Here is a 16,331-nt window from a genome sequence, read left to right as displayed (position 1 = left end):
CAGTGCGTACATCCCCCACAACCCCCGGCCGAATACTGACTGTCGCCGTCGCGGTGGCCGCGGCGGCGGCCATGGCCGGCGGCGCTGTCGCCGCCCCGGCGACGGGCACGGCACACAGCACGACGACCACGGTGGCCACGGCGAGACCCGGCTCCGCGGCCTCGCAGGTGGCCGGCGCCGATGTGGTGCGGGCGGCCCGCTCCGCCGCCGTCGCCCACGCCAAGGACACCGGCGTCGGCCCGCAGGAGACGCTGACCGTCAAGGACTCCCTCGTCGACCCGGAGGGCAAGCGCCACGTCCGGTTCGAGCGCGCCTACAAGGGCGTTCCGGTGGTCGGCGGCGACCTCGTCGTCCACCTCGACGCCAAGGGCGGCTACGCGGGCGCCACCCGGGCCGCGCGGCACCAGGTGGCCCTGGCGTCCGTCAAGCCGGAGCTGACGGAGCGTCAGGCCGCCGCCAAGGCCGCCGAGGCGGTCAAGGGCACGGCGGGCCGCACCGAGCTGGTGGTGGACGCCACCAACGGCAAGTCCGTCCTCGCCTACCGGGTGACCGTCACCGGCGGCCACGCGGCCGAGAAGGGCGCCCTGCGCGCGGTGACCGTGGACGCCGTCTCGGGGAAGATCCTCGCCACCACCCCGCTCACCGACGCGTTCATCTCCCCCAAGCTCAAGGACACCCTGCGCGCCAAGGGCCGCACCGCCGCACCGCGCCTCGGCGCGGCGGCCACGCCGCGGAGCGCCGGCTCCGGGGCCGCGTCCGCCTACCCCGCGCAGGCGAACGGCAACGGCGCCTCGATCTTCGTCGGCACCGTCCCGCTGATCACCACGCAGACCGCGCGCAGCACCTTCACGCTCAAGGACCTCAGCCGCGGCAGCGCGGAGACCCGGACGGCGGGCGGCCAGGAGCTCGAGACCTTCACCCAGGGCAAGGCGTTCACCAACAGCACCAACCGCTGGGGCAACGGCACCGCCTCCGACCCCACCAGCGCGGCCGTGGACGCCGAGTTCGGCGTCACCAGCACGTTCGACTACTACAAGGGCACGTTCGGCCGGAACGGCATCAAGAACGACGGCGTCGGCCCGCGCGCCCTGGTGCACTTCGGCAACAAGGTGGGCAACGCCTTCTGGTCCCCCGACTGCTGGTGCATGCTCTACGGCGACGGCGACGGAGAAACGTTCAAGCAGCCCCTGGTGGCCCTGGACGTCACCGGCCACGAGCTGACCCACGGCGTCATCTCGGCCACGGCGGACTTCCAGCCCACCCGGGTGGACGCCAACGGCAACCAGTTCGGCGAGGCCGGCTCGCTCAACGAGTCGTTCGCGGACATCTTCGGCACCGGCATGGAGTTCCGCACCAACAACGCGGCCAACCCCCCGAACTACCTGCTCGGCGAGAAGCTCGGCCTGGACCAGCAGTTCCTGCGCCGCCTCGACAAGCCCTCGCTGGACAAGCTGGAGGGCACCGTCGACTACTGGGACGCCGGCTCCTACGACCGTGAGGTGCACGCCGGTTCGGGCGTCTCCTCGCACGCCTTCTACCTGCTCGCCGAGGGCAGCGGCAAGAAGACGGTCGGGAAGTTCTCCTACGACTCCCCCACCTACGACGGCCAGTCGGTGACGGGCATCGGCCGGGACAAGGCGGAGCAGATCTTCTACCGGGCGCTCACCCGGTACATGGTCTCGACGTCCGACTTCCACGACGCCCGCAAGGCCACCCTCCAGGCCGCCGCGGACATCCACGGCGCCGGCAGCACCGAGTACCAGGCCGTCGACCGCGCCTGGGCCGCGGTCAACGTGACCGAGGCCAACACCCCGTCCGCCCAGCGCTGACGAGGACCGCGGGCCCCGGCCGGACCGGCCGGGACCCGCGTGCTCACCGGACCCGCTCCACCTCGGGGAACGGGTCCGTCGGCACGTCCCCGGGCCGGGTGTCCCGGTCGCGCAGCCGCCGGTCGAGGAAGGCCGTGACGAGCGCGCGGGTGATCGCGATCGACCGCTCCGCCGGCAGCGCTCCGAGGAGGTCCGTCACCGTCTCCCGGGGGACCGTGCCGCGTTCGGCCAGGCGCGGCAGCAGCGCGGCGGCGTCGGTGAAAGCGCCGTGGGCGGTGTCGTGGACGATCAGCCGCCGGACGTGTCCCCGGCTGTGCCGGACGAGCGCGTCCCACCCCGGCCGGTTGTCGGCCACGTCCGCGGCCGAACCGAGCAGCAGGAACGGGCGGTCGAGCCCCTTCTCGGCCACCGCGCCCAGCTCGACGCCCGACCCGTCGGCCTTGGTCGGGAAGTGCATCTGCCCGTCGAGGTTGATCCCGGTGACGAGCCGTGTGTCGTCGCTCATGGCCTGGGCCGCCGTGAAACCGCCCCCGGAGTGTCCGGCCATGCCGGTCCTCGACAGGTCCAGCGCCTCCGCCAGCCCGCGCGGGAGCGCGCGTTCCGCCGCCGTACGGCCGCCGCGCCGGAGCGCGTGGAGCCGGTCCAGCACGAACGTCACGTCGCCCGCCCTGGCCTTCATCGTCTGCCGGGTGAGGGCCGCGATATCCGGTTTGTCCTTCATCAGCGCGGGAAGGACGGACGCCGCGAGCGTCCCGTCGGGGAACAGGACCTCGGACGCCTCGTAGGTGTGGTCGACGGTGACGACGACGTAGCCGCGCGAGGCCAGTTCCTCGACGAGACCGGTACCCCAGGTGCGCGGGTCGCCGACCCCGGACGACCAGAGCACGACCGGCCGGGGACCGCCGGGCAGCACCCGGGCGCCGGGACGGGCGTGGCTTCGCGTCTCCCGCCAGTCCGTGCTCCCGGGCGGGACACGGTAGTTGAGGGCGGCCATGCCGTCCTCCCCGCCGAAGTGGACGGCCGCCGCGGGCTCCATGTGCGGCGCCGGCTCCGCGCCGCCTGTGCCGGGGACGGCCGGGTACCAGAAGCTCACCATCAGCGCGCGCGGCCGGTCGCGCCGCCACGGGTCCGGCCGGGCGGTGTCGGTCAGGTGCAGCGCGGCCTTACCGATCGCGTGCGGGCCGGTGGGCGCGGGCAGCCGGAGCGGCGCCGGGTCCGCCTGCGGCCGGCCGGGGGCCGCCGCCGCGGCCCGCGCCGCCGGTCCGGCGACGGCGGCCAGCAGGGCGGCGGCCACCACGGCCCGCCGTCCGGGCGGGGCCGCCGCGGGGCGCTGCCGGGTCTCGTACGTCGGCACGTGCTCTCCTTCCTCGCCCGCCGCGGGCCGGCGGGTCGCCGCGGCCTCGGCGGTGCCGGGGGCGCGGGTCCAATTCTGGCCGGACGCCGCGTGTCGGACGGAGTTCAGTCACATGACTGTAGACGCCTCGACGCGACCTCTTTGAAGATGCAATGACCACGAGTGCCAAGCCGCGACCGGAAGTTCCGCGGCGGCGTCGTGAACGTGCCCCGACCCCGAAACGGAGTGATCCCATGACCACGTTACGGAAGAAGCTGCTGACCGGTGGCGCCGCCGCACTCTCCGGTGCCGCGCTGCTGCTGGGCACGGGCCTCGCCCGGCCGGCCGCCGCGGTCGACTTCCCGCACGCCGAAGTGGCGTACTTCGCCACCGGGAGCGACCTGACCGGCAGACAGGCCCCGGTCGACATCACGGACACCACGTGCCACAACCTCGCGGAACCGGCGCTGTCCGCCGTCAACTTCACCGTCGCGGACATCAAGGTCTACTACAACCGCGACTGCCGCACCGGGCTCCCCGGCCGGCCGAACGACTGGTACTTCGGGCTCGGCTCCCTGAGCTGGGCGAACTTCTCGTTCCCGGCCCTCAGTTACCAGGTCGTCCGGCACTGACCGGATCTCGGGAGGGCGTACGGGAGGTGCCGCCCGGCACCGCCTCCCGTGCGCCCTCCGCCCGTCAGGCCGCCGCCGACAGCGGCTGCTCCGCCCAGATGGTCTTGCCGCCGGCCGTGAACCGGGTGCCCCACCGCCGGCAGAGCTGGGCGACCAGCAGCAGCCCCCGGCCGCCCTCGTCGAAGGCCCGGGCCCGGCGCATCCGCGGCGACGTGCTGCTGCCGTCGGACACTTCGCAGATCAGCGCGCCGTCCCGGATCAGCCGGAGCCGGATGGGCGGCGCGGCGTGCCGGATGGCGTTGGTGACCAGCTCGCTGACGACGAGCTCCGTGGTGAAGGCGAGCTCCTCCAGCCCCCACGCGGCGAGCTGGCCGGCGACCCGCTTGCGGGCGTCGGCCACCGACGCGGGGTGGTCCGTCAGCTCCCAGGTGCTCACCCGGTCGGCTTCCAGCGCCCTGGTGCGGGCCAGCAGCAGGGCGACGTCGTCGGCGGGGCGCTCCGGGAGGAGGGCGGCGAGGACGTCGTCGCAGACCCGCTCCAGCTCGGCGGCGGGCCGGGCCAGGGTCCGCCGCAGCAGCCGGCCGCCCTCCCCGTCGGGGCCGGAACCGGAACCGCGTCCCTCCACCAGCCCGTCGGTGTAGAGCGCGAGCAGGCTGCCCTCCGGTACCTCCACCTCCAGCGACTCGAACGGCAGCCCGCCGACGCCCAGCGCCGGTCCGGGAGGCAGCTCCAGGAAGCGGGCGGTGCCGTCGGGGGTCACCAGGACGGGCGGCGGGTGGTCGGCGCTCGCGGCGACGAGCCGGCGGGAGACCGGGTCGTACACCGCGTAGAGGCAGGACGCGTCCGTCTCCCCCGCCTCGTCACCGGCGTCGCCGTCCCGCGCCTGGGCCGCCCGGTCCTGGGCCAGCTGGACGACGAGGTCGTCGAGGTGGGTGAGGAGCTCGTCGGGGGGCAGGTCGATGTCGGCCAGGGTGCGGACGGCCGCGCGCAGCCGGCCCATGGTGGCGGACGCCTGGAGCCCGTGCCCGACGACGTCGCCGACGACGAGCGCGACCCGGGCCCCGGAGAGCGGGATCACGTCGTACCAGTCGCCGCCGAGGCCGGCCTGCGCGGTGGCGGGCAGATAGCGGGAGGTGGCCTCCACGGCCGCGTGCCCGGGCAGCCGCGCGGGCAGCAGGCTGCGCTGGAGGGTCAGGGCGACGGCGCGTTCGCGCGCGTACCGCCGGGCGTTCTCGACGCAGACGGCGGCGCGGGCGGTGATCTCCTCGGCGAGCAGCAGGTCGTGGTCGTCGAACGGCTCGGTGTCCGGGTGCCGGACGAACAGGGCCAGCCCGGAGACGGTGTCGTGCGCGGCGAGCGGTACGGCGAGGAGGGAGCCGACGCCGCGGGCGCGCACGGCGGGCGGCAGTGCGGGCGTGTCCTCGGCCCAGGAGCGGACGGCCGGTTCGTCGCCGCGGTGGCGGGCGGGCTTGCCGGCGGCGAGGGCGAGGGCGGGCGGCGAGTGCGGCGGGCAGCGGTAGGAGCCGTCCGGTGAGGAGGGGCCGGCGGGACCGGCCGGATCCTCGGGGACGCTCCAGCGCCGGGCGGTGCGGCGCAGTTCGACGGCCTCGCCGGCGCCGGGCCGCCCGGCCTCCCCGCCGGCGCCGGTTCCGTCCGGGAGCAGGTCGACCGCGACGAAGTCGGCGAACCGGCCGACGGTGGACTCGGCGAGCTCCGCGGCGGTGCGGTCCATGTCCAAAGTGGTGCCGATCCGGGCGCCGGCGTCGTTGACGAGGGCGAGCCGCTGCCGGGCGCGGTACTCGGCGGTGACGTCCAGGGCGGCGAGGGAGAGCCCTCGGGTGCGGCCGTCGGCGTCCTTGATCGGGGTGAAGAAGCTGGCCCAGGCGCGTTCGCGGCCGTCGCCGGGGGACACGAAGTAGTTGTCGGCGCGGACGGCCCGGCCGGTGCGGAGGACCTCGTCGCCGATGCGGGCGAACTCCGCGAAGGGTGGTCCGGGGAGCAGCTCGTCGAGGCGGCGGCCGGTGAGGCCGTCGCGGTCCAGGCCGCTCAGCCGGATCATCTCGTCGTTGGCGGTCACCAGCCGGTTGTCCCGGTCGTAGACGGCGATCCCGATGGGGAACTGGGCCAGCGCCCACCGCCCCAGGTCGGCCGCGTCGTCCGGCGGCGGGCCGGGAGCGTCCGGTGCGGCGTTCGTGTCCATACGGATTCATCCCGTTGCTCGGTGCGGTTCGGCGGTTCTCGCGATCCGCACGAATCGAGGCCGGACTGATTGTTCCCGCGGGCCGTGGCGGTTAAGCGTCCGCGGGCGGCGACCGCCGGTTTCCGGGAATTCCGCTCGGCCGATCGGCGGGGGCGCGCCCCCGGTGCCGCGGCCCCGAACAGGGCCGGTGGGCGACGGCGGGCCGGCCTCTTCCGACGTGAAACCACGCCCGGGCGGAAAGCGGGGACTTCCGTACGGAATTCCCGCGTCCGTCGCCCGGAAATGGCGGGTCCGCCATTTCCGGGCGGCCGGGGGAATGCCGAACAGCGTGGGCCGCCCCCTTCCCGGGGTGTCAGGGGTGGGCCCGTCCGCCCGCCGCGGGAAGGTCGGCGCAGCAGTGGCGGCACCGCGTGGCGGCCGCCGGCAGGTCCTCGGAGAGGCAGGACGGGCAGATCCGCAGGGGGCCCGGCTCGTCGAAGACGACGACGCCGCGGCGGGCCTGGACGTGCCGGTACGGGAGGACGATGAAGAAGTAGACGACGGCCATGAAGATGAGGAAGTAAACGGCCGCGGAGATGAAGGCGCCGAGGTCGAGGTAGGTGGCCTTGTTCCCGGCCCGGCCGAGCTGCCAGCCGAGGCCGAGCGAGCGGCCGCCCTGCAGGCTGGCGATGATCGGGTTGATCACGAAGTCGGTGAACGCCTTGATGAGGGTGCTCAGCGCCAGCGCGATGATCAGGCCGACCGCGACGACGACGATGTCGCCGCGCATGACGAAGTTCTTGAATCCCTTGAGCATGACCGGTTCCCGAGGTTCGGACATTTCGGATGTGACGCCCCGAACGCTACCTTTTGCCCACTCTTTTTCCCGCCGAAAACCGGCGGAGCCGCCCGGGATGCCCCCGGGCGGCTCCTCGACTGCCGTCTCCGCGCGCTACTTGCCGGCGCGAATAGTGAAGGGCAGCCGCTTGTTCGCGAACGACTGGTCGCCGTTGCTCACCGAGAACCCGCTGTCCGCCGTGACCACGTCCTTGGGCGCGGACCCGGCGACGGCCAGCCGCAGCCGGTAGACGGCCTTGGCGCCGGGGGCGAGGGCGGTCCGGTTCGGCAGCAGCGCGGCACCCATGCCCGGGTCGCAGCCGCCGGCCGTCAGGGCGACCTTCTCCCAGCCGTGGCCCGGCCGGTACTGCTGGAGGACCAGGTCCTTCGGGGTCAGCGCGTGCCGCTTGCCGGCGCCGTAGGCGAAGTAGTTGACGTTCAGCGCCGGGTAGGCGCGGTTGGTGGTGTTGCGCACGGTGATGGTGAAGGGCTGCGCCGCGCCACCTCGCGTCAGCTTCGCGGTGCCGTTCGCCCAGCCGGCGACGGAGACCTGCGGCCGGGTGGCGGTCACGGTGCGGACCGGCGCCCGGTAGGTGTGGCCCCGGCCGTCGGCGACGGACGCCTTGACGGTGAGGGTGCCGGGGCTGTCGAGGTCCTGGAACCGCAGCGCGACGGCGTACGGGTGCTTGGCGCTCGCCTTGGGGGCGGAGACCGGGAAGGTGAACGTGCCGCGGTGCGGCCAGCTGCCGCCGCCGGAGCGGGTGTCGAGGTCCACCCAGGCGTGCTTGGCGGGCTCGTAGCGCTGGATCGTCACCGAGTCGGTGCTGAATCCGCGGCTGCTGACGTCGAGGCGGGCGGTGCCCTTGGTGACGGGGGTGCGCAGGGTCAGCCCGGCCTTGGACCACAGGCCGATGGGGGCCTGGGCGGAGGCGACGGAGTAGGAGAGGGCGCCGCTGCCGGCCACGGTGGGCGGCACCTCCGGCGCCTGGGCCTGGTCGGCGGCGGGCGCCGCCGGCGCGGCGGACGCGCGGAAACCGCCGCAGTCGGGTTTCGCGGACGCGGTCCGCGCCGCCGGGGCTGCCTCGGCCGGCCACGCGGCGCCCGCGGCCACGACCCCGGCCGCCAGCACCACCGCCGCCTTCCCGGCCGCCTTCCGCACGCCCGACGACCGCCGCTGTGCGACTCTCTCTGTCATCAACTGTCCCCGCATTCGGGTTGTGTCCACCTCTGCACGATTCCGGTTGGGGAGAGGGCAATACCCCCGCCGGGGGTTCCCTCCGCCGCGTCCGGACCCACTCGTTCTCTCCCGCGGCCCCGAGAAGGGGTGAACGCGTGTGGTTCCGGCCTCCGTTCGGGGAACACTAGCGGGCCGTCAGGACCGGCGCACCAGCGCCCCGGCCGCTCGCCCTCCGATGTCACCCCGAGGCCCCCGCATCACCACCACGACGACCACCGCGACCGCGGCCAGCACACCCGCGGAAACCAGCGCGGCGAGGTGCAGCCCGGCCACGAAGGCCTGATTGACGGCCCGTCCGATCCCGCCCCCGGCGCCGCCGGCCCGCCCGAGCCCCCGCCCGCCGCCGGCCGTGACCGCGTGGGCCAGCGCGGCCGCGTCGGTCCCGCCGCCCGGGGGCAGCCGGTCGCGCAGCACGGCCTCGAAACGGGCCGTCAGCACCGCGCCCATGACGGCCACTCCGGCCACCCCGCCCACCTCGCGGGCCATGCTCGCCGTGGCCGAGGCCATGCCGGCCCGCTCGGGCGGGACCGCGCCCAGCACGGCGACGGAGACGGGGGTGAAGACGAGGCCGAGGCCGACGCCGAGAATGCCCAGGAGCCACCCGAAGTCCGCGAAGCGGGCGTCGGGTCCGTAGCAGGCGAAGACGGCGAGAGCCGCCGCGACGAGGGACAGGCCGGCGGCGAGCGGCGGGCGCGGCCCGTACCGGGCGCAGAGCCGCCCGGCCGCGACCGAGGCGACGGCGGTGGACAGGGTGCAGGGCGCCATGGCCCAGCCGGCCTCGGTGGGCGACAGGCCCAGGACGTACTGGAGGTGGAGGCTGAGGAAGGTCCCGAGGCCGAAGAACCCGAAGCTGACGGCGAATCCGGCCCAGGCGGCCGTGCCGGCGGTCCGGTCGGCCAGCAGGCGCAGGTCCGCCATCGGCGCCGCGACTCGCCGTTCGACGGCCACGAACGCGGCCAGTCCGAGCAGCGCCACGGCACCGGCCCCGGCCACCCGTCCGTCGCCCCAGCCCCGGACGGGCCCTTCCACCAGCGCGTACACCAGGGCGCCGAGCCCCAGCGCTACGGTCGCCTGGCCGGCCGGGTCGGCCCGGCGCGCGGTCCGCGGGACGTCCGGCAGCACCCGGGCGGCGAGCACCAGACCGACGACGCCGACCGGCACGTTGACCCAGAAGACGCTCGCCCAGCCGAAGTGGTCGACCAGCGGCCCTCCGACGACGGGCCCGAGGGCCAGCCCCGAGCCGGAGACCCCGCTCCAGACGCCGATCGCGCGGGCGCGTTCGGTGTCCCCGGTGAAGACGTGCCGCACGATGGCGAGTGATCCCGGGGTCAGCAGGGCCGCCCCGCACCCCTGCACCGCCCGCCCCGCGACCAGGACGCCGAGGCTTCCGGCGAGCGCGCAGAGCGCGGAGCCCGCGGTGAACAGGGCGAGCCCCGCGAGGTAGACCGGCCGCCTCCCCCACCGGTCGCCCAGCGCCCCGCCGCCGAGCAGCAGGGCGGCGTAGACCAGGGCGTACCCCTCCACCACCCACTGGAGTCCGGCCGTCCCGCTCCGCAGCTCCGCGCCGATGGCGGGCAGGGCCGTGGTCACGACGAGGTTGTCCAGCATGGCCATGAAGAGGCCGGAGCAGAGCGTCAGCAGCACGAGTCCCGCACGCACCGGAGGTTCCTTGCCCACACCCATCCCCTAACAACGTTAGACGTTCCCTAACGTCGTTAGCTTGGGCCTAACGGTGTTAGATTGCAAGCCGTCGAGTGGAGGCGGGGAGCATGGCAGGACGCCGGACGGCCGGAAACACCTCTCTGACCAGGGAGGACCTGGCGGACGCCGCACTGCGGCTGCTGGAGCGGGAGGGCCCCAAGGGCCTGACGATGCGGAAGGTGGCCGCCGAGGTGGGCGTCCAGGCGGCCTCCCTCTACTGGCACGTCCAGAACAAGGAAGAACTCCTCGACCTCGCCGCCGACGCCCTCTGGGAGGGCTACGTCCCGCTCCCGCCCGGCCTCGTCGCCTCCCCCGACGACTGGCGTCGCTGTCTTGCCACCGCCGCGCGGCGGCTGCGGGCGCATCTGCTGGCACACGCGGGTGCCGTGCGGGTGCTCGCCGGGCGCTTCGCGCCCGGGGCCCGGTCCCTCGGGCCGCTGGAGGAGACGTTCGGGATGCTCCGCCGGCTCGGTTTCGGGCCGGCGGAGACGGCGCTCGGCGCGTACACCGTCGTGATCTGGGTGCAGGGGTTCGTGCTGCACGAGGCCGTGCCCATGTCGGCCGCCGAGGAGCGCGGGGCGACGCCCGCCGAGGCCGTCGAGGAGGCGCGGGAGCGGCTGGCCGCGCTGCCCGCGGAGCGGTATCCGCACTTGGTCGCGCTGGCCGGGGAGCTCACCGGCCCCGACATGGACAGCCGTTTCGAGTTCGGGCTGGCCCTGCTGCTGGACGGGCTGGGGATGCTGCGGGAGGCCGGGGCGGGGTAGCCGGCCGGGGCGCGGCTTGGGAGGGGTGTGGCGTCTGTGATGTGCTGTGGCGTTCCCTTCGCTCGATACCGCTCGCCAGGAGGCGCCCCAGCATGGCCCGGATACCGATACCCAAGGCACCGCCCGGGAGGCGGTGCCCAGTGGAGGAGGCGGCGGCGGCGCGGCCTCCCGGGGAGCGCGGTCCGGGCCGCCGCCCCGGCCCGCCGGCCGCCGCGGTCCGGTTCCTGCGGCTCGACCGGCTGGACGCCGCGGACCGGGCCGTGCTCGGGTTCTACGCGCTCACCAGGATCGCCGTCCTGATCACCGGCTACTGCGGCGCCTGGCTGTTCTCCTCGGACCCCGAGGCCCGGCGGGCGCCCTCGTTCCTGTCGCTGTGGGCGCGCTGGGACTGGGACTTCTTCCGGCGGATCGCCGAGGACGGCTACTTCGCCGAGCCAGGCGCCCCCGGCTCGGCCCATCCGGACAACCGGGAGGCGTTCTTCCCCGGCCTGCCGATGGTCCTGCGGGCCGTGCACACGGTGGTGCCGAGCTGGCCGCTGGCCGGCCTGCTGGTCTCCTTCGCGGCCGGCGCGGTGGCCGCCGTGGCGCTCTCCCGGATCGCACGGCTGCGCCTCCCGGCGGAGGCCGGGGAACGGGCGGGGCCGCGCGCCGCGCTGTTCCTGCTGGTGTCGCCGTGCGCGGTGTTCCTGGCCGTCGGCTACACGGAGGCCCTGTTCCTGGCCTTCGCGCTGCCGGCCTGGCTGGCCGCCGAGCGGAACCGCTGGGCGCTCGCCGCCGTCCTGGGCGCCCTGGCCACGACCGTCCGCATCAGCGGTCTCTTCCTGGCGGCGGCCCTCGTCGTCCGGTTCCTGGCCGCCGCGCGGGAGTCCGGACGTGAGAACCGGCGGTGGCGCTCGGCCGGCTGGCTCGCGCTCCCCGCCCTGCCGGCCCTGGCCTACAGCTGGTACCTCCAGGCGCACACCGGCGACTGGATGGCCTGGAAGCACGCGCAGGAGCGCGGCTGGTACCGGCAGTTCCACACGCCGTGGGAGGCGTGGTGGCACACCTGGGACGGCGCCTTCTCGCACACCAACCCCACCGCCTACGCCGCGATGTTCCAGGCGGAGCTGCTCGCCATGGCGGTCGGGGTGCTGCTGCTGGCCCTGCTGGTGCGGCGGCGGCAGTGGCCGGAGGCGGTGTACATCGGGCTGAGCCTGTGGGCGCTGGGCACCTCGTACTGGTACATGTCGGTCCCCCGGGCCACCCTGCTGTGGTGGCCGCTCTGGGTCGCGCTGGCCGTGGCGAGCGTGCGCCGGCCGTGGATCCGCGCCGCCTACCTGACGGTGGCGGCCCCTCTGGCGACCGTGCTCACCCTGGTCTTCACGTCGGGCAAGTGGGCCGGCTGACCGGTCAGCGTTCGCCGGCCACGGCGTCGCGCCCCTCGGCGGGCGCCGCCGTGCCGCCGGCCGCCTCCAGGGTCCAGCTGGCCAGCAGCCGCAGCGACTCGGCGGACGCCGACCCCGGCTCCGCGTGGTACGTCACCACCCGCTGGTCCTGGTCGACGGGCAGCACCAGCGTCTCGCAGGCGAGGGTCAGCGGGCCGACGACGGGGTGGCGCATCTCCTTGATCCCGAAGCACTTGTCGCGGACGTCGTGCGCGGCCCACAGCTTCCGGAACTCGGGGCTCTTCATGGACAGTTCGCCGATCAGCGAGGCGAGGGCGGGGTCGTCGGGGTAGCAGCCGGCGTGCGAGCGGAGCAGTGCGACGATGTCGGACGCCTTGCCCTCCCAGTCCGCGTAGAGCTCCCTGGTCGCCGGGTCGAGGAAGACCATCCAGGCCATGTTGCGCCGCTGCGGCGGCAGCGCGCCGAAGTCGCCCAGCAGCGCGGTGTTCATCCGGTTCCAGGCGAGGACGTCCAGCCTCCGGCCGAGCACGTGCGCGGGCACGTTCTCCATGGAGTCCAGCAGGTGCCGCACGGCGGGCCGGACGCGCTGCGGCCGGTCGGCGGGGCGCCGCGGCCGGTTCTCGGGGCGGGCGAGTTTGTGCAGGTGGTGCCGTTCGGCCGTGTCCAGCCGGAGGGCGTCGGCGATGGCGTCCAGCACCGACGTGGACACGTTCTGGCCCCGCCCCTGTTCGAGCCGGGTGTAGTAGGCGACGCTGACCCCCGCGACCTGGGCCAGCTCCTCGCGCCGCAGCCCCGGCACCCGCCGCCGCCCGCCGAAGGGCGTCAGCCCCACGTCCTCCGGCCGCAGCCGGGCACGGCGGGAGCGGAGGAATTCGCTGAGCTCTGTCACTTTGGTTGCCACTCCCCCACCCTAGCCAGAGCCAGTGGTTTTACGGAGCGTAGTCAACCGGGCGACCGGATTCACCTTGTGCGGATACCAGGGAGACACAGCGGCGCGTTTCGGCCAGGCAGCACCCTGATGCCGACGGTCCGCGAACCCGAGGGGGCGGCGGGGTGGAGGTCAGGTCGTACCTACGGCGGCTGCGCCGGTGGCAGACGCTCGCCGCCGCGGTCGTCACCGCGCTCCTGGCCCTGGTGGGAACCGTCGTCGGCGCCGTCATCACCTCCTCCTCTCATGACGACGACTCCGCCGGGCCGCGGGCCGGCACGCCGCCCATGGGCCGCGAGAGCACTCCGCCCCTCTCGCTGGGCATCACCTCGGTCACCGAGCGGGCGGTCGGTCCCGGCGCCCGCGAGTACGAGTTCGTCGGGCGCGTGGCCGGTCTGCCGGAGCACTGGAGCGTCTACGTGATAGTCGAGAACCCCGCACCCGAGCTTCCCCGGCCGGTCGGCTCCGGCCCCGCCCCCGGCCCGACGGTCCACTCCTCCGGGGGGCGCTGGCTCGTCTCCCCGTCGGCCACCGTGGACAAGGCGGGACGGTGGGAGGTCCGCTGGCGCGTCGAGCGGCTCCCCCTGAAGGTCACCTGGCGGGCGGCCGTGTTCGACAACGGGTGCGATCGCGAGAAGGCCTGCTCCGCCACACCCGCGTCCCCGCCCTCCCTCGTGGACGAGGGACCGGCGGCCGGGGGCGTACGGGCCACGGCCACCTTCCGGTAGCCACCGCCCAAGGTGGTCCTGCCAGTGGTAGGCACCGCGAGCCTACGTTGAACGGGGTTCTGGCTGCCCGCCGCGCGCCCCCGCATGATCGAGGGCATGAACAGCATGACCGTCGCCGCGTACGCCGCACCGGCCCCGAAGGCCCCCCTCGTCAAGACCACCGTCACCCGCCGCGCCCTGGGGGCGCACGACATCCTCATCGACATCAAGTACGCGGGCATCTGCCACTCCGACATCCACACCGTCCAGGGCGACTGGGGAGACCGCGTCTACCCGATCGTCCCCGGCCACGAGATCGCCGGCGTCGTCGCCGCGGTCGGCGCCGAGGTCACCCGGTACGCCGTCGGCGACCGGGTCGGCGTGGGCTGCTTCGTGGACTCCTGCCGCACCTGCGACAACTGCCGGGCCGGGCTCCAGCAGTACTGCACGGGCGAGTCGGGCATGGTCGGCACCTACGCCGCCACCGGCCGGGACGGCGAGCAGACGCAGGGCGGCTACTCGACCCACGTCGTCGTGGACGAGGAGTACGTCCTCCGGATCCCCGACGCCATCCCCCTGGACACCGCCGCCCCGCTGCTCTGCGCGGGCGTGACGCTCTACTCCCCGCTCGCCCACTGGCAGGCCGGTCCCGGCAAGAAGGTCGCGATCGTCGGCCTGGGCGGCCTCGGCCACCTCGGGGTGCGGATCGCGGACGCGATGGGCGCCGAGGTCACCGTCCTCAGCCAGTCGCTGCGCAAGAAGGAGGACGGCCTGCGGCTGGGCGCGGACCACTACCGGGCCACCTCCGACCCGGCCACCTTCGAGGAGCTGGCCGGCACCTTCGACCTGATCGTCAACACCGTCTCGGCCGACCTGGACCTGGACGCCTACCTGGGCCTGCTGCGGCCGGGCGGCACCATGGTCCAGCTCGGCGGTCCGGAGAAGCCGCTGGCCGTCTCGCCGTTCGCCCTGATCACCCACCGCAAGTCGCTCGCCGGCTCGATGATCGGCGGCATCCCCGAGACGCAGGAGACGCTGGACTTCTGCGCCGAGCACGGCATCGCCGCCGAGGTCGAGGTGATCGACGCCGCGCGGGTCAACGAGGCGTACGAGCGGGTGCTCGCCGGTGACGTCCGCTTCCGGTTCGTCATCGACACGGCCACCATCTGACGGCCGGCGCACCGCGAGGACGGCCCCGGGCGCCGGAAGGGCGCGCCCGGGGCCGTCCCGCGCCGTCAGGGCAGCTGGGCCCCGAGGGCGCTCAGCGCGTCGGTGACGGGCTGGAAGAACGTCTCGCCGCCGGACGAGCAGTCGCCGCTGCCCCCGGAGGTGAGGCCGACGGCGGACGAGTCGGCGAACAGGGCGCCGCCGCTGTCGCCCGGCTCGGCGCAGACGGTGGTGTCGATCATCCCGGTGACCGAGCCCTCCTGGTAGTTGACGGTGGCGTCGAGCCCGGTGACCTGGCCGCCGTACACCCCTGTGGTACTGCCGCTGCGCTGCACCGACTGGCCCACGGCGGCCTCGGCGGCGCCGGTGATGGGCTGCTGTCCGCCGTCGTAGAGGTCGACGGCGCTGGGGTGGTCGATGTTCGCCGTGTATCTGACGAGGGCGTAGTCGTGGCCGGGGAAGACGGACGTCACCGTCCTGCCGATGGCGGCGCCGCTCTGCCGGTCGGACCAGGTGGACGAGATGTTGCCGCAGTGTCCGGCGGTCAGGAAGTGCGCCTGCCCGTTCTTGGTGACGTTGAAGCCGAGGGAGCAGCGGGCCCGCGGGGCCCAGATGGCGTCGCCGCCGGCGAGGGTCGGCCGGAAGGCGCCGGGCACCCGGCGGAGGGTCGCGGCGTCGCCGAGGGAGGCGACGGCCTTGTCGAGCCGCGCGAGCCGCTCGCCGCGCACGGTGCTGTCGGCCTTGACGACGACCTTGTTGGTGCGCGGGTCGACCGCCCAGGCGGTGCCGGGGATCCGGGCCTGGGCGTCCAGGGTCTTCGTGGCCGCGGCGAGCCGCGCGGCCGAGCGGGTGACCGTGCGCGGTTCGGCGCCTGCCGCCCGTACCGCGGCGGCGGTCTTGGCGTCGACGACGTTGACGACCAGTTTCCCGGTCGCGGCGTCGTAGTAGGCGCCGGCGGTCCGGTCGCCGAGGTCGTGGGTGATCCGGTGGGCGAGCGCGCCGGCCTGGGTGTCCGTCAGCGGGGTGGGGTCCGCAGCGGGTGCCGCGCCCGCGCCCTGGGCGCCGAGGGCGGTCGCCGTCATGACCGCCGCGGCGGTCGCGGCCAGGGCGGCGTGGCGCGCGCGTGTGCGTCGTGTTGTCAACTCGACCTCCTGTGAGGGGGGTGTGCCCGCTGTGGCGGCGGGCCCGGAGGCAGTGAGGACCGGTCGCGGCGATATCGCACCCGAAAGAGGGGTGGTCGTCGCGTCCATGCCAAACGTGAGGCGAGTATCGGACCGCTCTCATCCGTCTACAAGGGACGGCGCCCGCCGACACCCCTGGGACGCACGGGAAACCGGTCACTCCGAGGCGCCTCCCCCGGCCTTTCCCCACCCCGGGCGACACCCTCCGCACCGAGCCGCCGCCCGCCCTTCGCGGAGGTCACGGCCGTTGCCCGGCCGGGCAACGGCCCCCGGCACAGGCCACCGGCATGCCCCCGGCCCCCGCGCACAACGGCCGTAAACGGCCCCCTTTCAACCACCTCTGACATGACAGACGCCGGGATCTCCCGCCACCGGTCCGGCAACCCTTCGGCCGCCGACGGCCTCTTCTCCGGAGGGCGCGGCGCCGCCACGCCCCACGACGACGGTCACA

Annotated in this window: 13 protein-coding genes; 6 read left to right on the top strand and 7 right to left on the bottom strand. The window is 74.7% G+C overall.

Translation table 11 applies throughout. The annotated features are described in order from the left end of the window. The first annotated feature begins 71 nt into the window (after positions 1-71). A complete protein-coding gene (locus ACH4PU_RS27665; RefSeq protein ID WP_398277725.1) occupies positions 72-1,829 on the top strand; it encodes a M4 family metallopeptidase in 1,758 nt (585 codons plus the stop codon). Between the two features lie 43 nt (positions 1,830-1,872). On the opposite strand, the gene ACH4PU_RS27660 is transcribed toward ACH4PU_RS27665, so the two are convergent. Further along, positions 1,873-3,183: an esterase gene (locus ACH4PU_RS27660; protein ID WP_398277542.1), complete on the bottom strand. Its 1,311-nt coding sequence runs from the start codon at positions 3,181-3,183 to the stop codon at positions 1,873-1,875. A 233-nt stretch (positions 3,184-3,416) separates the two neighbouring features. Here ACH4PU_RS27660 and ACH4PU_RS27655 point away from each other — a divergent pair, with 233 nt between their 5' ends. Then, positions 3,417-3,794 (top strand): hypothetical protein, encoded by a 378-nt coding sequence (locus ACH4PU_RS27655; RefSeq protein ID WP_398277539.1) that lies wholly within the window; start codon positions 3,417-3,419, stop codon positions 3,792-3,794. Between the two features lie 64 nt (positions 3,795-3,858). On the opposite strand, the gene ACH4PU_RS27650 is transcribed toward ACH4PU_RS27655, so the two are convergent. From ACH4PU_RS27650 to ACH4PU_RS27635, 4 genes are all read right to left on the bottom strand, one after another. After that, entirely contained in the window at positions 3,859-5,994 is a 2,136-nt protein-coding gene (locus ACH4PU_RS27650; RefSeq protein ID WP_398277536.1) for a SpoIIE family protein phosphatase, read from the bottom strand. Positions 5,995-6,346: 352 nt separating this feature from the next. Beyond that, entirely contained in the window at positions 6,347-6,790 is a 444-nt protein-coding gene (locus tag ACH4PU_RS27645; protein WP_398277533.1) for an MscL family protein, read from the bottom strand. A gap of 135 nt (positions 6,791-6,925) precedes the next feature. Next, positions 6,926-8,005, bottom strand: coding sequence for a hypothetical protein (locus ACH4PU_RS27640; RefSeq protein WP_398277530.1), 1,080 nt, complete (start codon positions 8,003-8,005; stop codon positions 6,926-6,928). 177 nt (positions 8,006-8,182) lie between these two features. Continuing rightward, positions 8,183-9,706, bottom strand: a complete 1,524-nt coding sequence (locus ACH4PU_RS27635; RefSeq protein WP_398277527.1) for an MFS transporter — start codon at positions 9,704-9,706, stop codon at positions 8,183-8,185. A gap of 110 nt (positions 9,707-9,816) precedes the next feature. Between ACH4PU_RS27635 and ACH4PU_RS27630 the strand changes: the two genes are divergently transcribed. Together ACH4PU_RS27630 and ACH4PU_RS27625 are read left to right on the top strand one after the other, a co-directional pair. After that, complete coding sequence (locus ACH4PU_RS27630) at positions 9,817-10,512, top strand: TetR/AcrR family transcriptional regulator C-terminal domain-containing protein (protein WP_398277524.1); 696 nt, start codon at positions 9,817-9,819, stop codon at positions 10,510-10,512. A gap of 92 nt (positions 10,513-10,604) precedes the next feature. Then, the gene (locus ACH4PU_RS27625; RefSeq protein WP_398277521.1) at positions 10,605-11,897 is read left to right on the top strand and encodes a mannosyltransferase family protein; all 1,293 of its coding nucleotides are present in this window, start codon (positions 10,605-10,607) and stop codon (positions 11,895-11,897) included. A 4-nt stretch (positions 11,898-11,901) separates the two neighbouring features. Here ACH4PU_RS27625 and ACH4PU_RS27620 read toward each other — a convergent pair whose 3' ends face one another. Next, the gene (locus tag ACH4PU_RS27620) at positions 11,902-12,798 is read right to left on the bottom strand and encodes a helix-turn-helix domain-containing protein (RefSeq protein ID WP_398277518.1); all 897 of its coding nucleotides are present in this window, start codon (positions 12,796-12,798) and stop codon (positions 11,902-11,904) included. Between the two features lie 152 nt (positions 12,799-12,950). Here ACH4PU_RS27620 and ACH4PU_RS27615 point away from each other — a divergent pair, with 152 nt between their 5' ends. Continuing rightward, a complete protein-coding gene (locus ACH4PU_RS27615) occupies positions 12,951-13,553 on the top strand; it encodes a hypothetical protein (protein WP_398277515.1) in 603 nt (200 codons plus the stop codon). A gap of 96 nt (positions 13,554-13,649) precedes the next feature. Beyond that, positions 13,650-14,702: an NAD(P)-dependent alcohol dehydrogenase gene (locus tag ACH4PU_RS27610; RefSeq protein WP_398277512.1), complete on the top strand. Its 1,053-nt coding sequence runs from the start codon at positions 13,650-13,652 to the stop codon at positions 14,700-14,702. 65 nt (positions 14,703-14,767) lie between these two features. On the opposite strand, the gene ACH4PU_RS27605 is transcribed toward ACH4PU_RS27610, so the two are convergent. Continuing rightward, on the bottom strand, positions 14,768-15,841 hold the full coding sequence (locus ACH4PU_RS27605; RefSeq protein WP_398277509.1) for a S1 family peptidase: 1,074 nt from the start codon (positions 15,839-15,841) through the stop codon (positions 14,768-14,770). Positions 15,842-16,331 lie beyond the last annotated feature (490 nt).

Origin of the sequence: Streptomyces sp. NPDC021100 (assembly GCF_044333095.1) — a bacterium.
In the GTDB taxonomy this organism is placed as follows: Bacteria; Actinomycetota; Actinomycetes; order Streptomycetales; family Streptomycetaceae; genus Streptomyces.
The sequence above is the reverse complement of the archived record's forward strand: the minus strand, read 5'-3'. Positions and strand labels throughout refer to the sequence as shown.